The organism is Nitrospirillum goiasense, assembly GCF_034427435.1.
Taxonomy (GTDB): domain Bacteria; phylum Pseudomonadota; class Alphaproteobacteria; order Azospirillales; family Azospirillaceae; genus Nitrospirillum.
In genome coordinates this window covers 672,230-698,713 of the sequence record NZ_JAXQNP010000002.1, presented here as the reverse complement: position 1 = coordinate 698,713, position 26,484 = coordinate 672,230, and the positions used below count along the sequence as shown (strand labels likewise).

The window sequence follows — 26,484 nt, the reverse complement described above, 5'->3', positions numbered from 1 at the left end:
ATCCAGATCATGGCGAGGCGTCATGGCGCGTTGTACGGGTGGCGATCCCTCCGGCTCGGATCTGCGCTTCCATGCCTACATTCGTAACCCGCCCCCTGGATCCTCGTCAGATTGACCAGGCCTACGCGTTGATGCGCCCGTTCTATCCGGAATTGACGGTGGAGCGGTGGCGCGACCATGCCCTGGCCCTGCTGTCCCCCGGCAGCCGGGGCGGCATCGTCACGGTGCAACTGGACCATCGCTACATGCACGGCCTGTTCTCCTATCTGATGGTGCCGGATTTGGACCATCGGCTGGGCTTGCAGGTGGACGTGTTCGTGGCCCTGGACCTGTTCGACCGCGAGGGGGCGGCGGACGCGCTGCTGGCGGAAATGGACCGGATCGCCCTGCGCTACGGTTGCGACGCCATCCACATCACCCTGCCGGACAGCCAGGTCAAGGCGCACCCGTCGCTGGCCCGCTTCCGCGCCCTGGGGCACATGCCCGAGGGGCGGCGCCTGTGCAAGCACATGACGGCGGAGGCGGCGGTCCCTGCCTGATGACCTGGCAGCCCCGTCTTCGGCGACGGGATCCCTTGCGCCCTTTGCCGTTGTCCCCCGGCCGCCGCGCGCTATGCTCCGGCCCATGACTGAAAAGCTCCCCACCCTGCTGTTCCAGGCGGGCCGGCACAAGCGCGTGGCCGGTGGCCACCCCTGGGCCTATTCCAACGAAATCCAGATGGACGCGGCCGCCAAGGCCCTGCCCAAGGGCGGGCTGGTGCGCCTGGCCGACGCCGGCGGCGGCGTCCTGGGCATCGCCACCTTCAACCCGCACACCCTGATCGCGTCGCGCGTCCTGACCCGCGACCTGTCGGAGACGGTGGACGCCGGCTTTTTCGCCAAGCGCTTCCGCACGGCGGCGGCGCTGCGCGATCGTCTGATCGGCCGGCCCTATTACCGCCTGGTGCATGCGGAGGCCGACGGCCTGCCGGCGCTGATCGTCGACCGGTATGGCGATGTGCTGGTGGTGCAGGCCAATTCCGCCGGCATGGACCGCCTGTTGCCCCAGATCCTGGAAGGCCTGGCGGAGGTGTTCCCCGCGTCGTCCGTCATCCTGCGCAACGACAGCGCCGCCCGCGGCCTGGAAGGCGTGGGCGAGGAGGTGCGGGTGGCCGTCGGTACGGTCGACGGCCCCATCAAGGTCGAGGAAAACGGCGCCACCTTCTTCGCCGACCCGGCGGGTGGGCAGAAGACGGGCTGGTTCTATGACCAGCGCGACCACCGCGCCTTCGTCGCCAACCTGGCGCAGGGCCGCTCCGTCATCGATTTCTACAGCTATTGCGGCGGCTTCGGCGTGCTGGCCGCCACCCGGGGGGCGGCGCGCACCGTGCTGGTCGACCGCTCGGCCGGCGCCCTGGAACTGGCCGGCAAGGCGGCGTCGGCCAACGGCGTCGCCGACAAGGTGGAACTGCGCAAGGCCGACGCCTTCGCCGAGCTGGAGCGCCTGGCCGAGGCCGGCGAGACGTTCGAGGTGGTGATCTGCGATCCGCCGGCCTTCGTGAAGTCCAAGAAGGACTTGGCCAACGGCAGCCGCGCCTATCGCAAGCTGGCCAAGTTGGGCGCCCAGATCACCGCCCCCGGCGGCATCCTGCTGGTGGCCAGCTGCAGCCACAACATGCCGCCCGACACCTTCGCCGAACTGGTGGCCAAGGGCCTGGGTGACGCCCGCCGCCAGGGGCGCATCCTGCGCTTCTCCGGCGCTGGCCCCGACCATCCGGTGCACCCCCTGCTGCCCGAAAGCGCCTACCTCAAGGCCGAGGTCTTCGCCCTCGACTGAGACAGAGACCAGCGGCATGAGGGTTTTGTTCATGCCGCTGTACTGGATGTCGGCGCGTGGAGAAATTAAGAGAAGCGGCTGATATCAGCCGCTTTTTTTATTCTCTTGGCGCATTTTTCGCACATGCAGCGATGCGGCGGCGCCGGGGCACCCCTGTGACAGTTACATGAATGGGGTCCGAAAGCGGGCTTGACACCCCTTATGCTCCGGGCGAGCATTACCTACCCTAATGCTCAAATAGAGCATAAGGGGTGAAGGTACAGGGAAGACGCCTCCGCCAATCGCGCCGCGGGGGCCGGCCATGCGGGCCGATGTCGTTCGTGGCGCGCTTTCGTTTGCCAGGTGTCCCGATGTCCGTTGCCGAGCTCGATCTCGAATACACCCCCGCCGTCGCCGCCGCGACCCGCCCCCTGTATGAACGGGTGGCCAAGGTGATCCCCGAGGTGGAGTGGCCCTTTCACGCGCCGCTGGTGCACGCCATCAACACGCTGAAGAAGGAACGCAACGCCGTCGTCCTGGCGCACAACTACCAGACGCCGGAAATCTTCCACTGCGTATCCGATATCGTGGGCGACAGCCTGGCGCTGGCGCGCAAGGCGGCGCAGACGGACGCCGACGTCATCGTCATGGCCGGCGTGCACTTCATGGCCGAGACGGCCAAGATCCTGAACCCGTCCAAGACGGTGCTGATGCCCGACATGCGGGCCGGCTGCTCCCTGGCTGACAGCATCACCGCCGCCGACATCCGCCTGCTGCGTGAGGCGCACCCCGGCGTGCCGGTGGTCACCTACGTCAACACCTCCGCCGAGGTGAAGGCGGAAAGCGACATCTGCTGCACCTCTGGCAACGCGGTGGAGATCGTGGAATCGCTGGATAGCGACAGCGTGCTGTTCCTGCCCGACGAATATCTGGCGAGCTGGGTCGCCACCCAGACCAAGAAGAAGATCATCAAGTGGAAGGGCCATTGTGAGGTGCATGAGCGCTTCACCGGGGCGGAGCTGCGCGACTACCGCACCCGCTTCAAGGACCTGACCATCATCGCCCATCCCGAATGCCCGCCCGAGGTGCTGGCCGAGGCCGACTTTGTCGGCAGCACCGCCCGCATGGTCGAATATGTGGGTGAGGCGCGGCCGAACCGGGTGCTGATGGTCACCGAATGCTCCATGAGCGACAACGTCGCCACCGAGTATCCGGACGTGGAATTCATCCGCCCCTGCAACCTGTGCCCGCACATGAAGCGGGTCAGCCTCTCCAACATCCTGGAGTCGCTGCGGACGCTGGAGCCGAAGGTGGAGATCGACCCCACGGTGGCCGACCGCGCCCGCCTGGCGGTGGAGCGCATGCTGGCCGTGGGCCGCTGATCCCACCTGTTTTCCCAAGGCCGGCCGGATGTGCGGCCGGCCCCCGTTCCCCTGGTGACGGAGCGTGATGCCATGGATGGTGCGTCTTATCCGGTGTCGCCTGTGAAAGTCGTCCACAGCGATGTGGTGGTGGTCGGGTCCGGCACGGCCGGCATGGCCGCCGCGCTGGCCCTGGCCGGTGCCGGGCGGCGGGTGGCCCTGCTGACCAAGACGGATGACCTGCCGGGCGGGTCCAGCCTGTGGGCCCAGGGTGGTGTGGCCGTGGCGCTGGGCGCCGGGGACAGCGCCGCCGACCATGCCGCCGACACGGTGGCCGCCGGGGCGGGATTAACCGACCCCGGCATGGCGCGGCTGCTGGCCGAGGCCGGCATCGTTGAAATGTCGGCCTTGCTCGACGCCGGCCTGCCCGCCGACCGGGGCCCCGATGGCAAGCCCCTGCTGGGGCGCGAGGCGGCGCACGGCCGTCACCGCATCCTGCATGCCGGCGGTGACGCCACCGGCCGCACCCTGGTCACCTTCCTGGCCGCCCGCGTGCGCGCCACCCCGGGCATCGCCGTGCATACCCGGGCCATGGCCGCGGACCTGGTGGTGCGTGACCTTGGGCGTGGCCGCCGGGCCCAGGGCGTCCTGGCCTATGAGGACGGTGTCGGCTGGGTGCTGCACGTCGCCCCGCATGTGGTGCTGGCCACCGGCGGCACCGGCCAGCTGTGGGCCGTGACCACCAACCCGCCGGAGGCCACCGGCGACGGCATGGCGCTGGCCGCCCGCGCCGGCGCCCATCTGGCCGACCTGGAATTCGTGCAGTTCCACCCCACCGCCCTGGCCGTTGCCGGGCCGCCCGGCCGCCGGCCCCTGTTGACGGAGGCCTTGCGCGGGGCAGGGGCCAAGGTGCTGGACGCCGGCGGCCACGCCTTCATGGCGGATGAGCATCCCGATGCCGAACTGGCGCCCCGCGATGTGGTGGCCCGCGCCATCGGCCGCCGCGTGGCGCGTGGCGAGGCGGTGTTCCTGGACCTGCGGCCGCTATGGGCGTCTGGCGGGGCCAAGAAATTCCCCACCGTGGCCGGCATCTGCGCCGAGGCCGGGCTGGACCCGGCCGCCGCGCCTGTGCCCGTGGCGCCCGCCGCGCATTACCATATGGGCGGCGTGTTGACGGATGCCGACGGCCGCACCTCCATCCCCGGCCTGTGGGCGGCGGGCGAGGTCGCCTGCACCCATGTCCATGGCGCCAACCGCCTGGCCAGCAACTCGCTGCTGGAGGCGGTGGTGTTCGCCGGTCGGGTGGCGGCGGCCCTGGTGGCCGAGTCGGCCGCGTCCCAGCCGGTGGCGGTTCCCTTGGCGCCCACAGTGCCCGGCGGCCCCGCCGCCGCCGACCTCGCGGCCCAGGCCCAGACGTTGATGGCGGAGAAGGTGGGCCTGGTGCGCGATGGCGCAGGCCTGGCCGAGGCCGCCCTGCGCCTGCAGGGCCTGACCCTGGCGGCTGAGCGCCTGGCACCGGCCAGCGACTATGCCGGCATCCGTGCCGGCCTGGAGCTGCGCAACCGCCTGGTGCTGTCCCGCCTGGTGGTGGAGGCGGCCAGGCGGCGCGAGGAGAGCCGGGGCGCCCATACCCGCGCCGACCATCCGGAAACGCGCGATAGCTGGCGGCATCACCAGATCCTGACCTGTTCCGACCTGGGCCGCATGGCCGAGGTCGAGCCTGCCACCACCCGGGAAACCCGTTCATGAGCACGCCTGCCCCGCTGTATCCCGTCATGTACGAAGGCCTGGTCCGTGCCGCCTTGCTGGAGGATCTGGGCCGGGCGGGCGACGTCACCGCCGATGCCTGCATCCCGGTGGACACCCAGGCCCGCGCGCTGTTCCAGGCCCGTCACGCCGGCGTCATCGCCGGTCTAGCCCCGGCGCTGTCGGCCTTCTCCCTGCTCGATCCCAGCCTATCGGTGCGGACCCTGGTGGCCGATGGTGCCCGGGTGGCTCCGGGCCAGGCCGTGGCGGTGGTCGAAGGCCCGGCCCGCCCCATCCTGTCGGGGGAGCGCACGGCGCTGAACCTCCTGGGTCGCCTCTGCGGCATCGCCAGCAAGACGGCGGAGCTGGTCCAGGCCATCGCGGGCACCGGCGCCCACATCGTCTGCACCCGTAAGACCACGCCCGGCCTGCGCGCGCTGGAGAAATACGCCGTGCGCGTGGGCGGGGGCAGCAACCATCGCTTCGGCCTGGATGACGCTGTCCTGATCAAGGACAACCATTTGGTGGCGGCTGGCGGCCTGCGCGCCGCCGTGGAGCGCGCCCGCGCCCATGTCGGCCACATGGTGAAGATCGAGGTGGAGGTCGACACCCTGGCCCAGTTGGAGGAGTTGCTGACCCTGCCGGTGGATGCCGTGCTGCTGGACAACATGGACCCGCCCACCCTGCGCCAGGCCGTGGACATGGTGGCCGGCCGCCTGATCACCGAGGCCTCGGGCGGCATCACGCCCCAGACGGTGCGGGCGGTGGCGGAGACCGGCGTCACCCTGATTTCCCTGGGCTGGCTGACCCACTCCGTCACCAACTTCGACATCGGGCTGGATTTCGAGAGCCTGTGACGGCGGGTCTTCAGCCCTTCAGACTCTCCGGGATGGGGTCAGGCCCTACGCTGTGGAAGCGTGCCTCGCCGCCGAAGAAGCGGCTGGCCAGGCGGGTGATGGGCTCCGCCGGGCCGGTGGTGTGGAAGGCCTCGACCCCGCCCTGCTCCCGCGCCCGGCTGGGCAGGTCGAACTCCGGGTGCCGTTCCAGATAGGCGCGCAGGCTGCTGACCGTCAGGTTGGGCTGGTCCAGGATTTCCACGCCGGGCGGCAGGGCCTGGGCGAACAGGTCGGCCACCAGGGGATAGTGGGTGCAGCCCAGGACCACGGCGTCGGGCGGCACGCCCTCCAACTGCGCCATCAACCGCCCAGCATAATCCTCGATGGCCGCGCGTATGGTGTCGACCGGGGCGTCGGCCTCGATCAGGCGCACCAGGTCGGGGCAGGCCTGCTGCACCACCCGCACCTCCGGCGCGCGCTTGGCGATCTCGGTGGGGTAGGCGCCGCTGCTGACCGTGTGCTGGGTGGCGAAGATGGCCATGGTGCGCGGTTCGCCCGCGCGCGACCCGGCGGCCACGTCGGCCATCCACGGCACGCCGGTGATGGCCTCCACCATGGGCACCAGCACGCCCAGCACCCGGCGGTCGGGATAGGCGGTGGGCAGCCAGGTCTGCTGCAGGCGGCGCAGCGCCTGGGCCGAGGCGGTGTTGCAGGCCAGGATGACCAGCGGGCAGCCCAGGCCGAACAGCCGTTCCACCCCCGCCACGGTATAGCGGTAGATTTCCTCTGGCGTGCGGTTGCCATAGGGGGCGTTGGCATGGTCGCCCAGATAGACGAAGCGCCGGTCCGGCATCTGGTTGGCCAGGGCGCGCAACACCGTCAACCCGCCGTGTCCTGAATCGAAAACGCCGATCATCGCTCGCAACCGCACCGTTCACCGCCCGGGGCGCGTCCGGGCCCCGTCCCCCTCGGTTTAGCACGATCCGCCGGGGCGGCGGCAACGCCCTTGCGGCCGGTTGCCGCCCCGTCTTGCCAATGCATGTCGGCTATGCCTTAGTGCGCCGGTCCATTATGCTGGCGCCCCTTGCCCTTCGTCTTTGAGGAACCTTGCCCGTGAGCCTGCGTGTCGCCGTCCGCCGGTCCTTGATGATCCTGCCCGTCCTCGCCTCGGCGACAACCCTCGCGTTTGTCGGCGCCGCGCCCGCCTGGGCTCAGGCGGCGAAGCCGGCGACCACGGCCCCCGCAGCCGGTTCCGCCCCCATCGTGCCGTCGGCGGCCAAGCCCGCGGCCCCCGCCGCGGCCGCTCCCGCCGCCGGGGCCAAGGCTGGCGAGGAGGATGACGGCTGGACCTGCCCCTTCCCCAAGAAGGTGCCCACCATTCCCGATGGCAAGACCGCGCCCGAGGCCGACATGCGCAAGGCGCATGAGGAGATGCAGGCCTACGTGAACAGCGGCCAGGGCTTCATCTCCTGTGTCGACCAACTGGTGGCCCAGCACCCGGACAAGGTGACGGTGGCGAAGTTCCTGCAGCTGACCAGCGTGCAGGATGCCGTGGTCACCAACATGCAGATCCTGGCCGCCCGCTTTAACGATCAGTTGCATGTGTATAAGGCGCGCACCGGCGGCGCCCCGGCGCCCGCCGCTCCGGCGGCCAAGCCCGCCGGCAAGTAAGCCTCAAAAGATTTGGGCCGCCTGGCATCCGCCCGGCGGCCCTTTTCCTGAGCGCGGTTTGCTTTAGTCTAGCGGCGCCCGCCGCGCGCCTGGCGCCGGCTTCTTCCCGGGCGGTGGTCGTCCTCGTCGAACAGCTCGGCCAGCTTTTCCATGACGGTGCCGCCCAGTTGCTCCACATCCACGATGGTGACGGCGCGGCGGTAATAGCGCGTGACGTCATGGCCGATGCCGATGGCGATCAGCTCCACCGGGCTGCGGGTCTCGATATACTCGATGGCGCTGCGCAGGTGCTTTTCCAGATAACTGCCGCTGTTGACCGACAGGGTGCTGTCGTCCACCGGCGCGCCGTCGCTGATCACCATCAGGATGCGCCGCTGTTCCGGCCGGGCGATCAGGCGGGTGTGGGCCCACAGCAGGGCCTCGCCGTCGATGTTTTCCTTCAGGATGCCTTCGCGCAGCATCAGGCCCAGGTTGCGCCGGGCCCGGCGCCAGGGGGCGTCGGCCTCCTTATAGACGATGTGGCGCAGGTCGTTCAGGCGGCCGGGGGCCGGCGGCTTGCCGCTGGCCAGCCAGCGCTCGCGGCTTTGCCCGCCCTTCCACGCCCGGGTGGTGAAGCCCAGGATTTCCACCTTCACGCCGCAGCGTTCCAGCGTGCGCGCCAGGATGTCGGCGCTCATGGCGGCGATGGTGATGGGCCGGCCGCGCATGGACCCGGAATTGTCGATCAGCAGGGTGACGACGGTGTCGCGGAAATCGGTGTCGTTCTCCTGCTTGAACGACAGGGGCAGCACCGGGTTGGCCACCACGCGGGCCAGGCGGGCCGCGTCCAGGATGCCTTCCTCCAGGTCGAACACCCAGGCGCGGGTCTGCTTGGCCATCAGGCGGCGCTGCAGGCGGTTGGCCAGTTTGGCGATGACGCCCTGCAGGTGCTGCAACTGCTGGTCCAGCATCATGCGCAGGCGGGCCAGTTCGTCCGGGTCGCACAGGTCGGCGGCGCCCACCACCTCGTCGAACTCGGTGGTGAAGGCGCGATACCCGCCCGCATCCGGGCTGTTGCGGCCGAAATCGGGGCGGGACGGTTCACCGGGCTCGCCCGACTGCTCGGCCCCGGCCCCCTCCATCTCCTGCTCTTCGCCCTCGCTGCTTTCGGCGGCGCCGGCGGCTTCCTCCGTCTGGCCACCGGACTGTTGCTGCTCCCCCGTCGCTTCAGGGTCGGCATCGTCGGACTGGCCGCCGCCGGCGTCGTCATTGTCGGCGCCCTCGGGGCTCTGGGCGTCGCCGGACTCGGCCGTCTCCTCCTCTTCCGACTTGTCCGGCTCCCCGCCCACTTCCAGGTCCAGGTCGGTCAGGATGCGGCGGGCCTCGCGGGCATAGGCCTGCTGGTCGGCCATGGCGGCCTTCAGCTGCGCCAGGTCCGCGCCGGCCTTTTCCTCGATGAAGGGGCGCCACAGGTCCAGCGCCGCCTGGGTGGCGGGGGCGACGGGGGCGCCGGTCAGGGCCTCACGCGCGATCAGGCGCAGGGCGTCGGCCAGGGGCACCTGGTCGCGCGCCGTGGCCCTGTCCAGGCCCTGGCGGCGAAAGCGCTCCTCCAGCGCCGCCGTCAGGTTGTCGGCCACGCCGGCCATGGCGGTGGCGCCCAGCGCCTCGCACCGCGCCTGCTCCAGCGCGTCGAAGGCCAGGCGGGCGGTGTCGCCGGTGGGCAGCAGGCGGGCATGCGTGGCGGCGTCGTGATGGCGCAGGCGCAGGGCGGCGGCGTCCGCCGCCCCCCGCACCGGCGCCACGTCGCGGGCGTTCAGGTCACGCGTGGGCAGGGGCACCCGCACCCGCGTGCCGGAGAAGCCCGGCGGCTCGGCGGAGAACCCCACCGTCAGGTCGCCGCGCTCCGCGATGGCGCGGACGGCGGCGCCGGTGGCCCGCTTGAACGCCTCCAGCGGCGATTCGCGGTCGGAAGACATGGGCTCGTTCCTTCTCGGCGTCGGCCCCGCCTCAGGCGAGGGTGGCGCGCACGCCGCTCTCGGGCAGTTCGGTGCCGAAGCAGCGCTGGTAATACTCGGCCACCGCCGCGCGCTCGATCTCGTCGCACTTGTTCAGGAAGGTGACGCGGAAGGCAAAGCCGACATCGGCGAAGATATCGGCGTTCTGGGCCCAGGTGATGACCGTGCGCGGGCTCATGACGGTGGAGATGTCACCGGCGATGAAACCGGCGCGGGTCAGGTCGGCCAGGCGCACCATGGCGTTGACCAGCACCCGGCGCTCGTCCGTGTCGTAGGACGGCACCTTGGCCAGGACGATCTTCACCTCGGCGTCATGGGGCAGGTAGTTCAGGGTGGTGACGATGTTCCACCGGTCCATCTGGCCCTGGTTGATCTGCTGGGTGCCATGGTAGAGGCCGGTGGTGTCGCCCAGGCCGATGGTGTTGGCCGTGGCGAACAGGCGGAAGGCCGGGTGGGGGCGGATCACCTTGTTCTGGTCCAGCAGGGTCAGCTTGCCCTCGACCTCCAGCACGCGCTGGATGACGAACATCACGTCCGGGCGGCCGGCGTCGTATTCGTCGAACACGATGGCGCAGGGATGCTGCAGCGCCCAGGGCAGGATGCCCTCGCGGTATTCCGTCACCTGCACGCCCTCACGCAGGACGATGGCGTCCTTGCCGATCAGGTCGATGCGGCTGATGTGGCTGTCCAGGTTGATGCGCAGGCAGGGCCAGTTCAGGCGCGCGGCCACCTGCTCGATATGGGTGGACTTGCCCGTGCCGTGATAGCCCTGGACCATGACGCGGCGGTTGTAGGCGAAGCCGGCAAGGATGGCCATGGTCGTTTCGCGGTCGAAACGATAGGTGCTGTCGATTTCCGGCACATGTTCCGTGGGCGCGCTGAAGGCCGGCACCTGCATGTCGCTGTCGATCCCGAAGGCCTTGCGGACGGAGATCGTGGTATCGGGCAGCGAGGCGGCGTTCATCGGGGTCGTTTCCTGGGACATGAGACGGTCGGCTTTCCTGCGATATCGGACAGAACGGTTGGTTTTTGGTTTTGGTTCGGTGTCGGGGGCTCAGCCCTGGTCGGCGTAGGCGGCTTTCAGCACGTTATAGGCCTGATTGATGCGCTTCAGGCGCTCTTCCGCGTCCTTGTCGCCGCCGTGGGTGTCGGGGTGGTTCTGCTTGGCCAGCTCGCGATAGCGCTGCTTGATCTCGGCGAATTCAACCGGCGCCTTCAGGCCCAGCACGTCCAGGGCCTCATCCTCCGGCGTGCGGGGCGAGGGGGGCGGGGGGCGGTGGGACGCCCCCTCCCAATCGGCGCCGAAGGTGTGGCCACGGCTCATCTTGTCGCGCAGGTTCCGTTCCCGCGTGCGCCAGTCCCCCATGGGCCAGGTGGGCCGCTGCCACGTGGTATCATAGCGCATGGCCCGCTCGATCTCTTCCGTGCTCATGCCCTGGTAATAGTCCCAGGCTTTGTTGTAGGCGCGGACATGGTCCAGGCAGAACCAGAAATAGTCGTTGAGCTGGCTGCGGTTCTTGGGCGCGCGATACTCCCCCACCTCGGCACAGCCCGGGTGGTCGCAGGCCCTGACCTGGACCTGCGGCGGGTCGTCGAACGAGAAGGAGAATCCGGGGCGCTGTTTCTGCATCGCGAAAGTATGGGGGCACGTCCGGGCCGTGACAAGCGCGGCGGGTCGCCCACGGCACCATTGCCGGGGCAAAGCTGGGCTGCTGTGCCGACCGCCGCAAATCGCCTTCCCGCCATTGACAGCGGCGCCCCGACATCGCACCTGAGGGGGGAGGACGAACCTTCCGCCACGGGCCCCTTCCCATGCGCTATGCCGACCGAATCCACACCAAGCTGACCCAGGCGCTGGCGCCCGTCACGCTGATCGTTGACGACCAGTCGGCGGCCCATGCCGGCCACGGCGGCGCCGCGCCCGGTGGCGAAACCCATTTCGAGGTGACGGTGGTGGCGGCCGCCTTCGCCGGCAAGTCGCGGGTGGCGCGTCAGCGTCTGGTCTACGACATCCTGAAGGATGAACTGGCCGAACGCGTCCACGCCCTGTCGCTTAAGACGCTGACGCCTGAAGAGGTGGCCCAGGGTTAGGCCGTCCCCTCGTCCTCCGGCTTTTCGCCCCTCGGCCCGGTGTAGTGCTCCGGGTACCAGCGCTTCACCACGGGGCCGTCGCTGGCCATGACGTGGCAGGTGTTCAGCACCGGGGGTGGGCCGCCGGCGCCGCCCCGGCGGCGGGCGCTCAGCACCGGGGCCAGGGTCTGGAAGGCGGTGGTGGCCACGGGGCCCAGCAGCTCGACCAGATGGGTGCAGCCTTCCGTCCGGCCCAGGCGCTGCTTGACCGCGTTGGTCCAGCCGGCGGCGATGCGTAGGCCCACCAGGCGTTGGAAGTTGGGCAGGATGGCGGGGCAGTGGGCGAAGGGGGCGTTGTCGGTGGCGACCTCCACGGCGCGCACCGTCAGCGTGTCATCCACCGTCAGGCGCACCCACATCTCATGCAGGAACTGCCCCGGCTGGATGGTGCCACGCCATTCATTGTCGAAGGCGTAGTGCTTCTCATCCGTGATGTGGCCCTCGATATCCCAAAGGCCGTCCGCGCGTTCATAGCCCTGGCAGGTGACGCGGCGGGTGTGGAGCGGCTTGCGCGGGGCGGCGGCGGGCAGGGGCATGGGGGCGGGTCACGCCTCCAGTGCCGCGGCCACCACGGCGCGCACCGGCTCGGGATCGATGCCACGGGCGGTGAAGGCCTGGCCGATGCCGCGCGCCAGGATGAAGGTGATGCCCCCGTCCTTCACCTTCTTGTCCTTGGCCATGTGGGCCATCAGGGCGTCCACGGTCCAGCGGCCCTTGGCCAGGTGGGCGGCGCCGGTGGGCAGCCCCACGGCCGCCAGGTGGCGGCGCATGCGGTCCAGGTCGGCGGGCGGGCACAGGCCCAGGCGCACCGACAGGTCGAAGGCCATGACCATGCCGATGCCCACGGCCTCGCCATGCAGCAGTTCGCCGCCATAGCCCACTTCCGCCTCCAGCGCGTGGCCGAAGGTGTGCCCCAGGTTCAAGAGAGCGCGCACCCCGCCCTCGCGTTCATCCTGTGCGACGATGGCGGCCTTGGCGGCCACGCTTTCGGTCACCGCGTCCGTGCGCAGGGCGGTGTCGCCCGCCACCAGGGCGGGGCCGTTTTCCTCCAGCCAGGTGAAGAAGTCGGGCCGGTCGATCAGGCCGTACTTCACCACCTCGGCATAGCCGGCCAGCACCTCGCGCCGGGGCAGGCTGTCCAGCGCGCCGATATCGGCCAGCACCAGGCGCGGCTGGTGAAAGGCGCCGATCAGGTTCTTGCCCTGGCGGCTGTTGATGCCGGTCTTGCCGCCCACGCTGCTGTCCACCTGGGATAGCAGCGTCGTGGGCACCTGGATGAAGTCGATGCCGCGCAGGGCGATGGCGGCGGCGAATCCGCCCAGGTCGCCGATGACCCCGCCGCCCAGCGCCACCAGCATGGCGCCGCGCTCGATGCCGCGCGACAGCAGGATTTCCAGCACCGCCTCCAGGTGGTGGAAGCTCTTGGTCGCTTCGCCCGCCGGCACGACGATGGGGTCCAGGACGCGGGCGCCGGCCGCCTCCAGCGAGCGGGTCAGGGTGCCCAGGTACAGGGGCGCCACCGTCTCGTCGCTCAGGATGACCAGGGGACGGCGGCCGGCGATGGGGGCCACCAGGGCGCCGGCGTTCTCGATCAGGCCGGTGCCCACCCGCACGTCATAGGAACGGTCGCCCAGATGGACAGGAACGGTTTGGCTCATGATTCCACCGCGGCCGGCTGGGGCCGCGCCTCTGGGGTTTGGCTATCGGCGGCGGTGTCCAGATAGGCCTGCAGCGCCTCCACCACCCTATCCACCGTGTCTTCCGCCGGGCGGTCGCCGCTGTCCACGGTGATGTCGGCCTGGGCGTAATAGGGGTGGCGCAGGTCCATCAGCTGGCGCAACGTCTCGCGCGGGTCGGCATCCTTCAACAGGGGCCGGTTGCCCCGGCGCGCCGTGCGCTGCACCAGCAGGTCCAGCTCCGCCCGCAGCCAGATGGAATGGGCGCGCTGGCGCACCAGGGCGCGGGTTTCCGCGTCCATGAAGGCGCCGCCGCCGGTGGACAGCACCTGCATCGGCTGGTCCAGCAGGCGGGCGATCACCCGGCGCTCCCCCTCGCGGAAGGCGGGTTCGCCATAGCGGTCGAAGAATTCCGGTATGCTGCAGCCGGCGGCGCGCTCGATCTCATGGTCGGCGTCGACGAAGGGCAGGCCCAGGCGCGCGGCCAGGCGGCGGCCGATGCTGGTCTTGCCGGCCCCCATCAGGCCCACCAGGACCAGGGTGCGCGGCGGGCGCTGGCGCAGGGTGGGGCGCATCAGCGCACCCCCCAGACCGGGCGGGGGCCTGGGCGGCCGGTAACCGGCGGATCGGGGTGGCGTTGCGCGCCCGGGGACCGGGCGCTACAGTGCCAAGCGCTAACACCATGTTTGCCGTATCATCCATAACAGCCGAGACCTAAAGCCGTGCCCCGTTCCGGGGGTTGTTCTTAACCCTTAACACCGGTTGTCCGCCCCTGGCCCTGCGGCCTTCGGCGACCTGTCCGGCCCCGTTTTTCCGTGACAGCCTGCCCCTGATGATCTGGTGGACGGCGGCGGATGGAAACGGTTAGGGGGGACTGCATAACACAGTCGACCCCGCCTGTCCCTCAACTCCACCGGGGCGCCGCGCACTGCCGCCTTGCTTGCGCCGCGATGGTCTCGCAATTTTCTTTCCGAATCCGCCCTTTCCCTTTCAGCGATTGATGCCGATCCCCCGATGAAAAAGCTTCTTCTGATCCTGATCGCCCTGGTTGTCCTCGGCGGTGCCGGCGCCGCCCTGGTCGTGGCCGCCACCACCTCCCCGGCGCCGTCCGCGCCCACCGAACGGGTGATCCCCAATGACCGTTTCCCGCAGTAAGCTCAGCCTGGGCCTGGCGCTGGCCGCCGGCCTGATGACGGCACCGGTGGCGCTGGCGCAATCGGGGTCCCAGACCACGGGCGCGCCCACCCCCTTGTGGCCGCAGGGGCCGGCGACGCCGTCCACCAGTGCGCCGGCCGCTGGCGCGCCATCCAGTGGCGGTCCAACCGGCACCGACGGCGGTGCGACCCAAGGTCCCACCCCCCTGGGCGCCCCCCTCTACACCCCGCCCGCCCCGCGCGCCTCCTCCTTCGAGGTCAAGACCCTGGCGGCGGTGACGCCGGATGGCGGCGGCCTGCTGGATGCGGGGCAGGGGGGCCTGGGTCAGGCGCTCTGGGCCGACAGCCCGCGCGGCCTGGTCGACCGGGCGCTGACGTCCCTGCCGCCCTCCAGCCCCTCGCCGGCGGTGCGCGCCCTGCTGGGGCGTGTGCTGATGTCCTCCGGCACCGCTCCCCAGGCGAGCAAGGACACGCGCAATTTCCTGGGCGCCCGCCTGGAACGCCTGGCCCTGCTGGGCGACGGCAAGAACGCCGACGCCATGGCCGCCCTGCCCACCGCCCTGGACGACGCCGGCGCGGCGGAGGCCTGGGCCCGCCTGTCGCTGCTGAGCGGCGACGGGTCGGCCTGCAACCAGATGGCGGACCTGCAGAAGCGCTTCAACGACGGCGAAATCCAGATGCTGGGCGTCGTCTGCCAGGTGCGGGGCGGGTCCACCGACAATGTCATGCTGTCGCTGGACATCATGCGCGAACAGGGGGTGAAGGATGACGGCTTCTCCCGCCTGGCGGAGGTCGCGGCCAGCGGGCAGAAGGGCGCGCTGAAGGGCTTCACCACCCTGTCGGCCGAGGCGGTCGCCCTGGCCCGCGCCATGGGCCGCGGCCTGCCGGCGGAGGTGCCGGCGGCGCAGATCCAGGCCCTCAATCCGGCCGCCGCCGCAGCCGTGGCCGATCTGCCCGATACGGCGGCGGCGCTGAAGCTGGTGGCGGGCGACCGCGCCGCCGCCTATGGCACTCTGCCGTCGGCGGCCCTGGCCCCCCTGTACAAGGCGGCCAAGGTCAGCCCCAGCGACCTGAAGAACGCCGTGGGCGTGGCGGAGAAGCGCCAGGGCGCCGACCAGCGCGCCATCCTGTACCAGGCCCTGACCGGGGAAACGATCCCCTCGCTGAAGGGCGCCATCCTGGCCAAGGCGGTGGACGTTAGCGACCCCGGCCTGCTGGCCGGTGCCTGGGGTGACCTGCTGGTCCAGGAACTGGAAGGGCTGGCCCCCGGGCCGGCGCTAAAGGACCTGGCCCCGGCCGCCGCCCGCCTGGCCCTGCTGCAGAACCGGCGTGACCTGGCCCAGCCCTGGTTCGAGTTGGCCCGCCAGACGGCGCAAGAGGCGTCCAGCGGCGGGAAAGCCGATGGCAAGCCCTTGCAGGCCTACCTGCGCCTGGTGCCCCTGGCGGTGCTGGGCGGCCTGCTGCCCAGCGACGGCGCCAACTGGGCCCAGTGGCTGGACGCGGTGAAGGCCGACGCCGACGCGCCGTCGCGCCTGCGCGCCGGGTCCATCCTGGCCGTGCTCACGGCGGCGGGGGAGAAGATCGACCCGCTGCTGCTGGCCCGCACCGCCGCGGTGGCGGAGGCGCCGGGCGTGATCCCCGACGCCGCTTCCTGGCTGCGCCTGGACCAGTCGGTGACCGTGCCCCGGCGGGGCGAGGTGACGCTGCTGGCCCTGGCGGAGCTGGCGGACGCCGGCCCGGCCAGCACCGCGCCCACGGTGACGGTCCACGCCCTGTCGGCCCTGGCCGCCATCGGCCTGAAGGACGACGCCCGGCGTCTGGCGCTGGAGGCCGTCGCCGCCCTGGCCGGGCCCTGAGGACCATGGCGCCGCGCGTCCCGAAGGCCGAACCCGCCGCCGGGGGGGCCGCTTCCAGGAAGCGGTCCCCCGGTCGGCCGCGCGGCGCCACCCTGGCCCTGCCGCCCGGGGTGGACGCTTTCCTGGACATGCTGGTGGCGGAACGCGGGGCGGCGGCCAACACCCGGGACGCCTATCGCCGCGACCTGGTGGACGCCGCCCGTTTCATCGCCGCCCAGCAGGGGGGCAAGGGGCCGGCGCTGGACCAGGCGGGCACGGACGACCTGCGCGCCTACCTGGACCATCTGGGGCGCGACGGCACCAACGCCGCCGTCCGCACCGTGGCCCGCCGCCTGTCGGCCCTGCGCCAGTATTACAAGTTCCTGGTCTCCGAAGGCCGGCGGGAGATCGACCCGGCCGCCGTTCTGGACGGCCCGCGCCTGGGCCGCCCCCTGCCCAAGATCCTGTCCGAGGATGACGTGGCCCGCATGCTGGACACCGCCGCCGCCCAGGGCGGGGCGGAGGGCCTGCGGTTGGCGGCGCTGCTGGAACTGCTCTACGCCACGGGCTTGCGCGTCTCCGAGCTGGTGGGCCTGCCGCTGTCGGCCTTCAGCCGCGACGGCCGGGTGCTGGTGGTCAAGGGCAAGGGCGGGAAGGAGCGGATGGTGCCCCTGTCCCCGCCGGCCCGCGATGCGCTGGCGGCCTACCTGCCGCACCGCGCCGCCTTCTTCTCCCCGGGCCGGGAGGCCAAGCAGGCCGGCCACCTGTTCCCGTCCCGCAGTTCCGGCGGCATGCTCACGCGCCAGCGCTTCGGCCAGTTGCTGAAGGATCTGGCGCTGGCGGCGGGCCTGGACCCGGCCAAGGTCAGCCCCCATGTCCTGCGCCATGCCTTCGCCACCCACCTGCTGGACCACGGCGCCGACCTGCGCTCGGTCCAGAAGATGCTGGGCCACGCCGACATCGGCACCACCCAGATTTACACCCATGTCGTAGGGGAACGCCTGCGCCGCGCGGTGGAGGACCACCACCCTCTGGCCAAGGGCAACACGGGCGGCCGCCCCCGCAAGGGGTAGGGCCGCGCACCCCTAAAGTCGATAGGGCTGGCCCCTGGCCCGCGCTCATGGTAATCAGCCGACTTCGACCTTTGTGCGGATCACCCTTCCGGCGACCGCGCCTCCTTACAAGCAGTTGTAAGCCGCCCCATGCATTTCCTTGAATTTGAAAAGCCGATCGCCGAGCTCGAAGGCAAGATCGATGAACTCCGCCATCTGTCCGATGGCGGCGGGATCAATATCGCCGACGAGGTCCGCAAGCTTGAGGACAAGGTCGACAAGCTGCTGCGCTCGACCTATGGCAAGCTGTCCCCGGCCCAGAAGGTCCAGGTGGCGCGCCATCCCAACCGGCCGCATTGCCTGGACTATATCAACGCCTTGATCACGGACTTCACCCCGCTGGCGGGCGACCGCGTGTTCGGTGAGGATCGCGCCATCGTCGGCGGCCTGGGCCGCTTCCGCGGCCGGTCGGTGGTGGTCATCGGCCAGGAAAAGGGCCACGACACCGATACCCGCATCCGCCACAACTTCGGCTCGGCCAAGCCGGAAGGCTACCGCAAGGCGCAGCGCCTGCTGGCGCTGGCCAGCCGCTTCAACCTGCCGGTCATCACCCTGGTGGACACGGCCGGCGCCTATCCCGGCGTGGGTGCGGAAGAGCGCGGCCAGGCGGAAGCCATCGCCAAGTCCATCGAGACCTGCCTGCGCGCCCGCGTTCCCATCGTCTCCGCCGTCATCGGCGAGGGCGGGTCGGGTGGTGCCATCGCCATCGCCACGGCCGACCGCGTGCTGATGCTGGAGCACTCGATCTATTCCGTCATCTCGCCGGAAGGCTGCTCGGGCATCCTGTGGCGCAGCAACACCAACGCCGCCGACGCGGCCGCGGCCCTGCGCCTGACCGCCCAGGACCTGAAGGAACTGGGCGTCATCGACCGCATCGTCATGGAACCCATCGGCGGCGCGCACCGCCGGCGCGAGGAAACCATCCTGGCCCTGGGCAACGCCATCGACGACAGCCTGGAATCGATGCGCGGCCAGGACGGCGGCACCCTGATCGCCCGCCGCCGCGAGAAGTATCTGGCCATGGGCCAGAAGGGCCTGGGCTGAGGCGCCACGCGCTCAAGCGAATAAGAGGGGCGCTTCCCGCAGGGGAGGCGCCCTTTTCTTATGCGCGGCGTCCGCCGTTCCCCTATCCAGGGCAAATATCCAAGGCCGATCCCCGATGACATCACCGGGAACGCAGGGGCCCAGAGGGGCGGATCGAAGGAGGCTAGGAGGGTAGCCTAGCTGCGCAGCACCAGGCGGGAGCAACCGCCGCCGGCCGGCTGCACGTCGCTGGCCAGGCCCGCCAGGGTCAGCATGGCCTGCACGTCCAGGATGGTGTCCGTGGAGCGGGTCAGGGTCAGGCTGACGTTGCGGCACCCCATCTTCCGGAAGCGCGTGACCGCGTCCAGGATTTGACGGGCGGGGGCGGCGGAGGAACGGGACTGGGGCGGCGGAATATCGAAGGCGCTGGGGGTGGCGGCCATCACGGCGGCGGCCATGCCGGGTTCCGGATTGGGGGCTCCGGTCGCCTCATGCGGATGCATGCGAGGTCCCTGGTTGGGGTTCGCCCGGGAACGACCCCGGACAACCAGGATATTGCGACCAATTGAGGCTTTTCCGCGACCGTAAAGTTGGGCCTGCGGCCGATTTTCCCATGAGGAGGGGGGCAAGGTGGCCCCATGCGGCCAGCGCTACCCCAAAAGGATGAGGCCGCCGGTATTCCTACCGGCGGCCCCCGTCATGGACGAACCTGCCTTACAGCAGCTCGGCGATCTGCACGGCGTTCAGCGCGGCGCCCTTCAGCAGTTGGTCGCCGGCGACGAACAACTGGATGGACCGGCCGCTGGGGTCGCTGATGTCCTGGCGGATGCGGCCCACCAGGATGTCGCCCTGGCCGGAGGCGTCCACCGGCATGGGGAAGTAGTTCTTCTCCGCGTCGTCGACGATGCGCACGCCCGGGGCGGTGGACAGGATGTCCTTCACCTCCGCCGGGGTGATGGGACGCTCGAACTCCACGGTCAGCGCCTCGGAATGGGCGCGCAGCACGGGCACGCGCACGCAGGTGGCGGAGATGCGGATGTCGGCGTCGCCGAAGATCTTCCACGTCTCCTTCACCATCTTCATCTCTTCCTCGTTATAGCCGTTGGCCGGGTCGACCTTGGCGTTGTGGCTGAAGAGGTTGAAGGCGTAGGGGTGCGGCAGGACGGTGGGGGTGAAGGGCTTGCCCTCCAGATAGGCGCGCGTGCCCTCGCGCAGCTCTTCCATGGCGGCGGCGCCGGCGCCCGAGGCCGCCTGGTAGGTGGCGGCGATGAAGCGCGTGATGCGGTTCTTGGCGTGCAGCGGCCACAGCGGCACCAGCGCGATGATGGTGGAGCAGTTGGGGTTGGCGATGATGCCCTTGTGCTGCTTCACGGCCTCCGGGTTCACTTCCGGCACCACCAGGGGGACGTCGGGGTCCTGGCGGAAGGCGCTGGAATTGTCCACCACCACGGCGCCGGCCTTCACCGCGATGGGGCCATAGACCTTGGAGATGGAACCGCCGGCGGAGAACAGGGCGATGTTGACACCGTCGAAGCTGTTCTCGTCCAGGGCCTGGACGGTGATCTCTTTACCCTTGAAGGTCATGGTCTTGCCGGCCGACCGGGGTGACGCCAGCAGGCGCAGCTCGGACAGGGGGAAATCACGCTGCTCCAGGCACTCAAGCAGCTCGACGCCAACGGCACCGGTGGCACCGACGATGGCAACGACGGGCAAGGCCATGACCTAATTCCTCAAAGACGAAGGGTGAAACATATGGAACGAGAGGCGCCATCCTCTTGTTCGTTTCGTACCCGCGTCAAGCGGACGACTCGCAGGGCTGCCTTGTGGCCAGGGCCGTGCCGCGCAAGTTTTGGTTAGGGGGTTTATATGTCGTCCCTCAATCGCCGGGCGCCAGCATCCGCTGGCTTGGCTGGTCCTCGCTCCGCCCTGCGGTGCTCGCTCCGGCGGACGCGGTCGCGTCCTACCAGCATGAGGCAATACCTCATGCTGGCTCGGCTTATCGCAAGGCCAGGATGGTGACGGCGATCGTCAGCGCGAGGATGGCGGCCCATTGCCAGCCGCCCCGGCCACTCCCCAGGCGGGTGGCCAGGTCGTCGATGCTGCGCGGGTCGATGGGCAGGCCGCCCTTGTCCAGGTGTTCCGCCAGGCGGTCGGCATGGCGCAGCAGCAGGGGCAGCTTGTGGGCGGTGGCGTTCAGGTTGCGCACGGCCTCGGCCAGGCGCGCCTCCGGCCCCCGGTTCTCCCGCATCCACTGCTCGATCAGGGGGCGGGCCACTTCCCACATGTTCAGCTTGGGGTTCAGGGCGCGGCCCACGCCTTCCGCCGTCAGCATGCTTTTCTGCAGCAGCAGCAACTGCGGCTGGGTTTCCATCTCGAACTGCTCGGTCACCGCGAATAGCTGGGCCAGCAGCCGGCCGACGGAGATGTCGTGCAGCGGCTTGTTGTGCACCTGCTCGCCGATGGCGCGGGCCGCCTGCATGAACAGCTCGCGCGACTGGTGGGCGGGCACGTAGCCGGCATCGAAATGCACGTCGGCCACCAGGCGGTAATCGCGGTTCAGGAAGCCCAGCAGCATGTCGGCCAGGTACAGCCGCGTCTGCCGGTCCAGCCGGCCCATGATGCCGAAGTCCACGGGCGCCAGGTGGCCGGACATGTTGACGAACATGTTCCCCGGGTGCAGGTCGGCATGGAAGAAGCCGTCGCGGAACACCTGGTTGAAGAAGGAATTGGCCGCCTGGCGCAGAACGTCGTCGGGGTCGAAGCCGGCGGCGCGGATGGCGTCCACCTGGTCCACTGGGATGCCGTGGATGCGGTCGATGGTCAGTACCCGCTGGCTGGTGCGGTCCCAATCCACCCTGGGGATGTTGAAGGTGACATCGCCCTTGAAATTGTCTGCCAGTTCGGAGGCGGCGCTGGCCTCCAGGCGCAGGTCCATTTCCATGCGCACGGTCTCGGCGAAGGTTTCCACCACCTCCACCGGCTTCAGGCGCTTCAGCCGGGGCAGGACGCGCACGGCCAGGCCGGACAGCCAGAACATCAGGTCGATGTCGCGGCGGAAGGCCAACTCCACGCCGGGGCGCAGCACCTTCACCGCCACCTCCTTGCCCTCCGCCGTCACGGCGAAGTGGACCTGGGCGATGCTGGCGGCGGCCACGGACTCGGGCTCGAAGCTCTGGAAAATCTCGCCCAGCGGACGGCCCAGCTGTTCCTCGATGATGGCCACGGCCTGGGGCGTGGGGAAGGGCGGCAGCCGGTCGCGCAGCAGGGCCAAGTCTTCCGCCACGGCGTCGCCCACCAGGTCGGACCGGGTGGACAGCGCCTGGCCCAGCTTGATGAAGCTGGGGCCCAGTTCCTGGATGGCGGCGGCCAGGCGCTGGCCCTTGCGGCCGGGCGCCCGGTTGTTGTTCATCAGGCGCAGCACCATGGCCAGGCCCGGCGCCACGTCGCGGAACTCCTCCGGGAACAGGGCGCCATGGCGGCCCAGCGTACGCCCGATGATGTACAGGCGGCGCAGGTTGCGCAGGATGCGGAACATGGTCAGACGCGCCAGGCGGAATGGATGGCGGCCACGCCACCCGTCAGGGGCCGGGCCTTGGCCTGGGCGAAGCCCACGGCCTCCAGCCGGCGGCACAGCGCCTCCCGCTCGGGGAAGCGGCGGATGCTTTCCACCAGGTACTGATAGCTGTCGCGGTCGCCCGCCACCACTTGGCCGATGCGGGGCAGGACCTCGAAGGAATAGCGGTCGTACAGCTCGCGCAGGATGGGCAGGTTCACCTGGCTGAATTCCAGGCAATAGAAGCGTCCGCCGGGCTTCAGCACGCGGTGGGCCTCGGCCAGCGCCTTGTCGATATGGGTGACGTTGCGCAGGCCGAAGGCGATGGTGTAGGCGTCGACCGAGCGGTTGGGCAGGGGCAGCGACTCGGCATTGCCGACCGTCCACTGCAGGCCGCCGCGCGTTTCCGGCGTCTGGTCCCAGCCGGGCATGGACCCTTTGTCGATGCCGCGGTCACGGCCCACCCGCACCATGGCCTCCGTCAGGTCGCAGACCATGATCCGGGCCGCGGGCGCCTTGGCGGCCATGCGGAAGGCGATGTCGCCCGTGCCGCCGGCCACGTCCAGGATGGTTTCGCCGGCGCGGGGGTTCACCAGGCCGACGAAATCCGCCTTCCACAGCCGGTGGATGCCCACCGACATGAGGTCGTTCATGACGTCGTAGCGGCTGGCGACGCTGGAAAACACGCCTTGCACCAGCGGTGCCTTCTCCGCCGGGTTGATGGCGCGGAAACCGAAGGATCGCGCCTCACGCTCCTGCGCCGTCAGGGCGTCGGTGGCGGTGGTGTCGGCGGTGAAGGGCGGGGGCGTGGGATGGTCGACCATGGCGGCACCATAGCGTCGGGAACGGCGCTTGGGTAGCGGGCTTGGTGGGCAGGCCTGCCCTGAAAAGGGGGCAGGATAAGTGGCTTATCCGTTCGCCCCCCATCGGCAGATGGCCATAGCCCCAAGGTCTTCAAGGTTGCCGAAGCGCTCGCTCCCGCTGCCGCTGCCGCGGCCTTTAAGCGGACTTCATGTCCAGGGCGTAGCCGGCCGACCGCACGGTGCGGATCATGTCCAGTTCCGTCTCCTCGTTCAGGGCCTTGCGCAGGCGGCGGATGTGCACGTCCACGGTGCGCGGCTCCACGTACACGTCATGGCCCCAAACGATGTCCAGCAACTGCTCGCGCGAGAAGACGCGGCCGGGGTGCTGCATGAAATGGCGCAGCAGGCGGAATTCCGTCGGGCCCAGGTGGATGTCGCGGCTGTTGCGGCGCACCCGGTGGGCCGCCAGGTCCATGCTGATGTCGCCGTAGCGCAGCAGCTCCTCCGCCAGGGAGGGGACGGCCCGGCGCAGCACGGCGCGGATGCGGGCCACCAGCTCGGTCGGGCTGAAGGGTTTGGAGATATAGTCGTCGGCGCCGGAATTCAGGCCGCGCACCTTGTCCGCCTCCTCGCCCCGGGCGGTCAGCATGATGATGGGGATTTCGCGGGTCTTGGGGTTGCGGCGCATCTGGCGGCAGACCTCCAGCCCGCTCATCAGCGGCAACATCCAATCCAGCAGCACCAGGTGCGGCGCCTGCTCATCGGCCAGCAGCAGGGCCTCCTCGCCGTCGTTGGCGGTCAGCACCCGGAAGCCTTCTTTCTCCAGGTTGTAGCTCAGCAGCGTGACGAGGTCGGCTTCGTCCTCGACGATCAGGACCAAGGGCTTCAACGAGGCGTTCATGGGGTGTCCCTAAAACTGGCTGTCCGCAGGCGGAGGCAGGTGGGTCGAAATCTAATCGCTACAGGCGCAGGCGCTACTTACAGGTCGTCCAGCGACTCGGCCCCGTGCAGGCCGCTGCCATGCAGGTCGACGTCCGCCGTGGGGCCGACGACGAAGCTGGACTCGTCATGCTTGGGGCGGCTGGACGTCAGCGGCTGGCCCAACACCAGGAAATGGATGTTTTCCGCGATGTTGGTGGCATGGTCGCCCGCCCGCTCCAAATTCTTGGCGATGAACAGCAGGTGGGTGCAAGGGGTGATGTTGCGCGGGTCCTCCATCATATAGGTCAGGACCTCGCGGAAGAGGCTGGTGTACAGGTCGTCCAGTTCCTCATCGCGGTTCCAGGCGTCGATGGCCTTGCCCACGTCGCGGTCGATATAGGCGTCCAGCACGTCCTTCAGCATGCTTTCGACCAGCTTGCCCATGCGCGGAATGGCGCTCACGGGCCGCACGGCGGGCAACTTGGCCAGCGCCATGCTGCGCTTGGCGATGTTGGCGGCATAGTCGCCGGTGCGTTCCAGGTCGGCGGAAATCTTCAGGGCGGCCAAGATTTCGCGCAGATCGCTGCCCACGGGCTGGCGCAGGGCCAGCATGCGCACGGCCTCCTGCTCGATCCCGCGTTCATACTCGTCCAGTTGCTGGTCGGCCTTCATCACGCGGGCGGCCAGGTCGACATCCCGGCGCACCACCGCCTGCACGGCACCGTCCACCTGCGCCTCCGCCACGCCCCCCATCTGGGTGATCAGGTTGGATAGGCGCTGCAACTGTTGCTCGAACGATTTGACGGTGTGTTCGGCGGGCATTCTTTTACCACCCCATCCCCGGCGGTCCCGGCCGGGGCATGAAAAACGGCGGCCGGCGGGACGTCGCCGGTCGGGCAGGGTGGACCATAGCGGCAGGTCGCTATGGAATTGCTACAAACAGGCGACATTTTTATGACATGGCGCAAGCCTGGCCCAGGCGTCGAAAACGCCTTTTGCTCAAGGACTTATACCATACGGGTGTAGGATGGGCCGGGTGGCGGGCTCCCGGCTTGCGGCTCAGGCGGCGCCGCGGCCGCCCTCGTGTGACAGATTCGGGGCGGATTGAGGGAGCGGCTTTTCACCCTTTTCGCCCGCTTTCTCGCTCGCTTTCTCCACCCCGGGCAGGTGCACGGTGAAGGTGCTGCCCTTGCCCACCTCGCTATCGATGGTCAGGCGCCCGCGATGGCGGTTCACGATGTGCTTCACGATGGCCAGCCCCAGGCCGGTACCGCCCAGGGCGCGGCTGCGGGCGGCGTCCACGCGGTAAAAGCGTTCCGTCAGGCGGGGCAGGTGTGTGCGGGCGATGCCGTCGCCCTTGTCGGTCACCGACACCTTGATGCCGGCCACCTTCTGGGGCGAGGCCTGCCGGGCGCGGATGCCGGTGACGCCGGTGGCCGGCGGCGCGTCCGCCCGCTCCAGCGACACCACCACGTCCGTCTGCTCACGGCCATACTTGATGGCGTTGTCGATCAGGTTCTGGAACACCTGGGTCAACTGGTCCTCATCCCCCGGCACGCGCGGCAGGTCATCGCCCCCTTGCACCTTGATGGTGATCTTGCGGGCCGCCGCCTTCAGCTCCAGCATGGCCACCACGCTCTGCACCAACTGGGCGACGTTGGTTTCGCCGGTGGGGTGGGTGTGCTCGTCCAGCTCGATGCGCGACAGGGACAAAAGGTCCATCACCAGGCGTGACATGCGGCCGGCCTGCTCCTGCATGATGGCCAGGAAGCGGTCGCGGGCGTCGGCGTCGTCGCGGGCCGGGCCGCGCAGGGTCTCGATGAAGCCCACCAGGGTGGACAGCGGCGTGCGCAGCTCATGGCTGGCGTTGGCCACGAAGTCGGCCCGCATCTGTTCCGACCGCTTGATGGCGGTGATGTCGTGCAGGGTGATGATGGCGGTGATCTCGCGTTCGTCCGCCCCATCTTCCGCCGCGGGCTGGAAGGGGGTGACCCGCACCTCCAGCACCCGCTCCACCGGCAGGGGCAGGGTGAACTCCACCCGCCGGCTTTCGCCCCCCGCCAGCACGGCATCCACCGCCGCCAGCACGTCGGGGTTGCGCACGCTGACCGCCAGGTCGCGATTCAGCATGCGGTCGCCGAACAGGGCGCGGGCGGCGCTGTTGGCGCGCCCCACCTTGCGTTTGGCGTCGACCAGCATCAGGGGGTCGTGCAGGGCCTCCACCACCGCTTCGTCGGCGGCCAGCCGGTGCTCGATCTCCTCGCGGTGGCGCAGCCAATTCTGGTGCACGTGGGCGATGTCCTCCAGCAAGGCGGCGCCCGTCAGGGTGCGGGCCAAGGGGAGAGGCAGGGGGGTGCGCCGGTCGCGCACCTGGTCGAGGTAGGTGGCGATCAGCCGGCTGTCGCGCAGCACGAGATGCCGGGCCACGGCCGTGACGGCGGCCACCACCGCGAAGGCGCCCAGGGCCAACAGGGGGTGGAGACGTCCGGACAGGACCAGTGCCGCCAGCAGGGCGCCCGTGGGCGCCAGCATCAGCACGGCGATGGCCACGAAACGATCGGGACGCGCTTCCAAACGACTCATCTCCCTAACCCACCCATGCTGATTCCCGAGAGACCGACCAAACAGGCCAGGTCAAAATAGCACCGCCCCGTTCATTGCCACGAACATAGCGCAGGAAATGCGCGCCGGGCCCCCGTCATGGAAGTTTAATTCCGGGCCCGGCCCGCGACCGGTCCCGCGGCATAAGAAAAGGCCGCGTCTGTGGCGGCGCATCCAACAGACCACGGCCCGCTTTTACTTGGACACCGGCGCGGGTTTGTTCCCGCGCCGGCTGGATATTGGATAAATTTGCTGACCTTGCCAGGGGCCAAGC

The 26,484-nt window shown here is 69.8% G+C and carries 25 protein-coding genes; 11 read left to right on the top strand and 14 right to left on the bottom strand.

Going from position 1 to position 26,484, the window contains the following annotated elements; genetic code table 11:
* Positions 1-71 precede the first annotated feature (71 nt).
* From ULB03_RS05540 to nadC, 5 genes are all read left to right on the top strand, one after another.
* Complete coding sequence (locus tag ULB03_RS05540) at positions 72-539, top strand: hypothetical protein (protein ID WP_322482258.1); 468 nt, start codon at positions 72-74, stop codon at positions 537-539.
* An 85-nt stretch (positions 540-624) separates the two neighbouring features.
* Positions 625-1,815, top strand: coding sequence for a class I SAM-dependent rRNA methyltransferase (locus ULB03_RS05535; RefSeq protein WP_322482257.1), 1,191 nt, complete (start codon positions 625-627; stop codon positions 1,813-1,815).
* A gap of 350 nt (positions 1,816-2,165) precedes the next feature.
* A complete protein-coding gene (nadA, locus tag ULB03_RS05530) occupies positions 2,166-3,176 on the top strand; it encodes a quinolinate synthase NadA (RefSeq protein ID WP_322482256.1) in 1,011 nt (336 codons plus the stop codon).
* A gap of 72 nt (positions 3,177-3,248) precedes the next feature.
* Positions 3,249-4,904 carry an L-aspartate oxidase gene (locus ULB03_RS05525; RefSeq protein WP_322482255.1) on the top strand — a complete coding sequence of 552 codons (1,656 nt, stop codon included), beginning with the start codon at positions 3,249-3,251 and terminating at the stop codon, positions 4,902-4,904.
* Positions 4,901-5,758: a carboxylating nicotinate-nucleotide diphosphorylase gene (nadC, locus tag ULB03_RS05520; RefSeq protein ID WP_322482254.1), complete on the top strand. Its 858-nt coding sequence runs from the start codon at positions 4,901-4,903 to the stop codon at positions 5,756-5,758. Before ULB03_RS05525 ends, nadC begins: the two co-directional genes overlap by 4 nt.
* Before the next feature lie 10 nt (positions 5,759-5,768).
* Here the strand turns inward: nadC and murI are convergent, their stop codons facing one another.
* Positions 5,769-6,653 carry a glutamate racemase gene (murI, locus tag ULB03_RS05515; RefSeq protein WP_322482253.1) on the bottom strand — a complete coding sequence of 295 codons (885 nt, stop codon included), beginning with the start codon at positions 6,651-6,653 and terminating at the stop codon, positions 5,769-5,771.
* A 197-nt stretch (positions 6,654-6,850) separates the two neighbouring features.
* Here murI and ULB03_RS05510 point away from each other — a divergent pair, with 197 nt between their 5' ends.
* On the top strand, positions 6,851-7,408 hold the full coding sequence (locus ULB03_RS05510; protein ID WP_322482252.1) for a hypothetical protein: 558 nt from the start codon (positions 6,851-6,853) through the stop codon (positions 7,406-7,408).
* Positions 7,409-7,476: 68 nt separating this feature from the next.
* Here ULB03_RS05510 and cobT read toward each other — a convergent pair whose 3' ends face one another.
* From cobT to ULB03_RS05495, 3 genes are all read right to left on the bottom strand, one after another.
* A complete protein-coding gene (gene cobT / locus ULB03_RS05505) occupies positions 7,477-9,363 on the bottom strand; it encodes a cobaltochelatase subunit CobT (RefSeq protein WP_322482251.1) in 1,887 nt (628 codons plus the stop codon).
* A gap of 31 nt (positions 9,364-9,394) precedes the next feature.
* Positions 9,395-10,387 carry a cobaltochelatase subunit CobS gene (gene cobS / locus ULB03_RS05500; protein WP_322482250.1) on the bottom strand — a complete coding sequence of 331 codons (993 nt, stop codon included), beginning with the start codon at positions 10,385-10,387 and terminating at the stop codon, positions 9,395-9,397.
* 69 nt (positions 10,388-10,456) lie between these two features.
* On the bottom strand, positions 10,457-11,032 hold the full coding sequence (locus ULB03_RS05495) for a J domain-containing protein (protein ID WP_322482249.1): 576 nt from the start codon (positions 11,030-11,032) through the stop codon (positions 10,457-10,459).
* Positions 11,033-11,214: 182 nt separating this feature from the next.
* Between ULB03_RS05495 and ULB03_RS05490 the strand changes: the two genes are divergently transcribed.
* Entirely contained in the window at positions 11,215-11,493 is a 279-nt protein-coding gene (locus ULB03_RS05490) for a BolA family protein (protein WP_322482248.1), read from the top strand.
* Here ULB03_RS05490 and ULB03_RS05485 read toward each other — a convergent pair.
* The 3 genes from ULB03_RS05485 to ULB03_RS05475 are packed head-to-tail and all read right to left on the bottom strand — an operon-like array spanning position 11,490 to position 13,783.
* Complete coding sequence (locus ULB03_RS05485; RefSeq protein WP_322482247.1) at positions 11,490-12,068, bottom strand: DUF2889 domain-containing protein; 579 nt, start codon at positions 12,066-12,068, stop codon at positions 11,490-11,492. The genes ULB03_RS05490 and ULB03_RS05485 overlap by 4 nt on opposite strands.
* A gap of 9 nt (positions 12,069-12,077) precedes the next feature.
* Positions 12,078-13,190 (bottom strand): 3-dehydroquinate synthase, encoded by a 1,113-nt coding sequence (aroB, locus tag ULB03_RS05480; protein ID WP_322482246.1) that lies wholly within the window; start codon positions 13,188-13,190, stop codon positions 12,078-12,080.
* The gene (locus ULB03_RS05475) at positions 13,187-13,783 is read right to left on the bottom strand and encodes a shikimate kinase (protein WP_322482245.1); all 597 of its coding nucleotides are present in this window, start codon (positions 13,781-13,783) and stop codon (positions 13,187-13,189) included. Before ULB03_RS05475 ends, aroB begins: the two co-directional genes overlap by 4 nt.
* Positions 13,784-14,222: 439 nt before the next feature.
* Here ULB03_RS05475 and ULB03_RS05470 point away from each other — a divergent pair, with 439 nt between their 5' ends.
* The 4 genes from ULB03_RS05470 (at position 14,223) to ULB03_RS05455 (ending at position 18,353) form a co-directional block, all read left to right on the top strand.
* Positions 14,223-14,363: a hypothetical protein gene (locus ULB03_RS05470; RefSeq protein ID WP_186455801.1), complete on the top strand. Its 141-nt coding sequence runs from the start codon at positions 14,223-14,225 to the stop codon at positions 14,361-14,363.
* The gene (locus tag ULB03_RS05465) at positions 14,344-16,218 is read left to right on the top strand and encodes a hypothetical protein (protein WP_322482244.1); all 1,875 of its coding nucleotides are present in this window, start codon (positions 14,344-14,346) and stop codon (positions 16,216-16,218) included. The genes ULB03_RS05470 and ULB03_RS05465 overlap by 20 nt, the downstream gene beginning before the upstream one ends.
* 5 nt (positions 16,219-16,223) lie before the next feature.
* Positions 16,224-17,270 (top strand): site-specific tyrosine recombinase XerD, encoded by a 1,047-nt coding sequence (locus ULB03_RS05460; protein WP_322482243.1) that lies wholly within the window; start codon positions 16,224-16,226, stop codon positions 17,268-17,270.
* Positions 17,271-17,399: 129 nt separating this feature from the next.
* A complete protein-coding gene (locus ULB03_RS05455) occupies positions 17,400-18,353 on the top strand; it encodes an acetyl-CoA carboxylase carboxyltransferase subunit alpha (RefSeq protein ID WP_322482242.1) in 954 nt (317 codons plus the stop codon).
* Positions 18,354-18,529: 176 nt separating this feature from the next.
* Here ULB03_RS05455 and ULB03_RS05450 read toward each other — a convergent pair whose 3' ends face one another.
* The 7 genes from ULB03_RS05450 to ULB03_RS05420 form a co-directional block, all read right to left on the bottom strand.
* Positions 18,530-18,835: a hypothetical protein gene (locus tag ULB03_RS05450; RefSeq protein WP_322482241.1), complete on the bottom strand. Its 306-nt coding sequence runs from the start codon at positions 18,833-18,835 to the stop codon at positions 18,530-18,532.
* A gap of 211 nt (positions 18,836-19,046) precedes the next feature.
* The gene (locus ULB03_RS05445) at positions 19,047-20,051 is read right to left on the bottom strand and encodes an aspartate-semialdehyde dehydrogenase (protein ID WP_322482240.1); all 1,005 of its coding nucleotides are present in this window, start codon (positions 20,049-20,051) and stop codon (positions 19,047-19,049) included.
* Positions 20,052-20,328: 277 nt separating this feature from the next.
* The gene (gene ubiB / locus ULB03_RS05440; protein ID WP_322482239.1) at positions 20,329-21,867 is read right to left on the bottom strand and encodes a 2-polyprenylphenol 6-hydroxylase; all 1,539 of its coding nucleotides are present in this window, start codon (positions 21,865-21,867) and stop codon (positions 20,329-20,331) included.
* A 2-nt stretch (positions 21,868-21,869) separates the two neighbouring features.
* Positions 21,870-22,709 carry a class I SAM-dependent methyltransferase gene (locus tag ULB03_RS05435; RefSeq protein WP_322482238.1) on the bottom strand — a complete coding sequence of 280 codons (840 nt, stop codon included), beginning with the start codon at positions 22,707-22,709 and terminating at the stop codon, positions 21,870-21,872.
* 175 nt (positions 22,710-22,884) lie between these two features.
* A complete protein-coding gene (gene phoB / locus ULB03_RS05430) occupies positions 22,885-23,589 on the bottom strand; it encodes a phosphate regulon transcriptional regulator PhoB (RefSeq protein ID WP_322482237.1) in 705 nt (234 codons plus the stop codon).
* 77 nt (positions 23,590-23,666) lie between these two features.
* Positions 23,667-24,431 (bottom strand): phosphate signaling complex protein PhoU, encoded by a 765-nt coding sequence (gene phoU, locus ULB03_RS05425; protein WP_322482236.1) that lies wholly within the window; start codon positions 24,429-24,431, stop codon positions 23,667-23,669.
* 237 nt (positions 24,432-24,668) lie between these two features.
* Complete coding sequence (locus tag ULB03_RS05420; RefSeq protein ID WP_322482235.1) at positions 24,669-26,192, bottom strand: ATP-binding protein; 1,524 nt, start codon at positions 26,190-26,192, stop codon at positions 24,669-24,671.
* Positions 26,193-26,484: the final 292 nt, after the last annotated feature.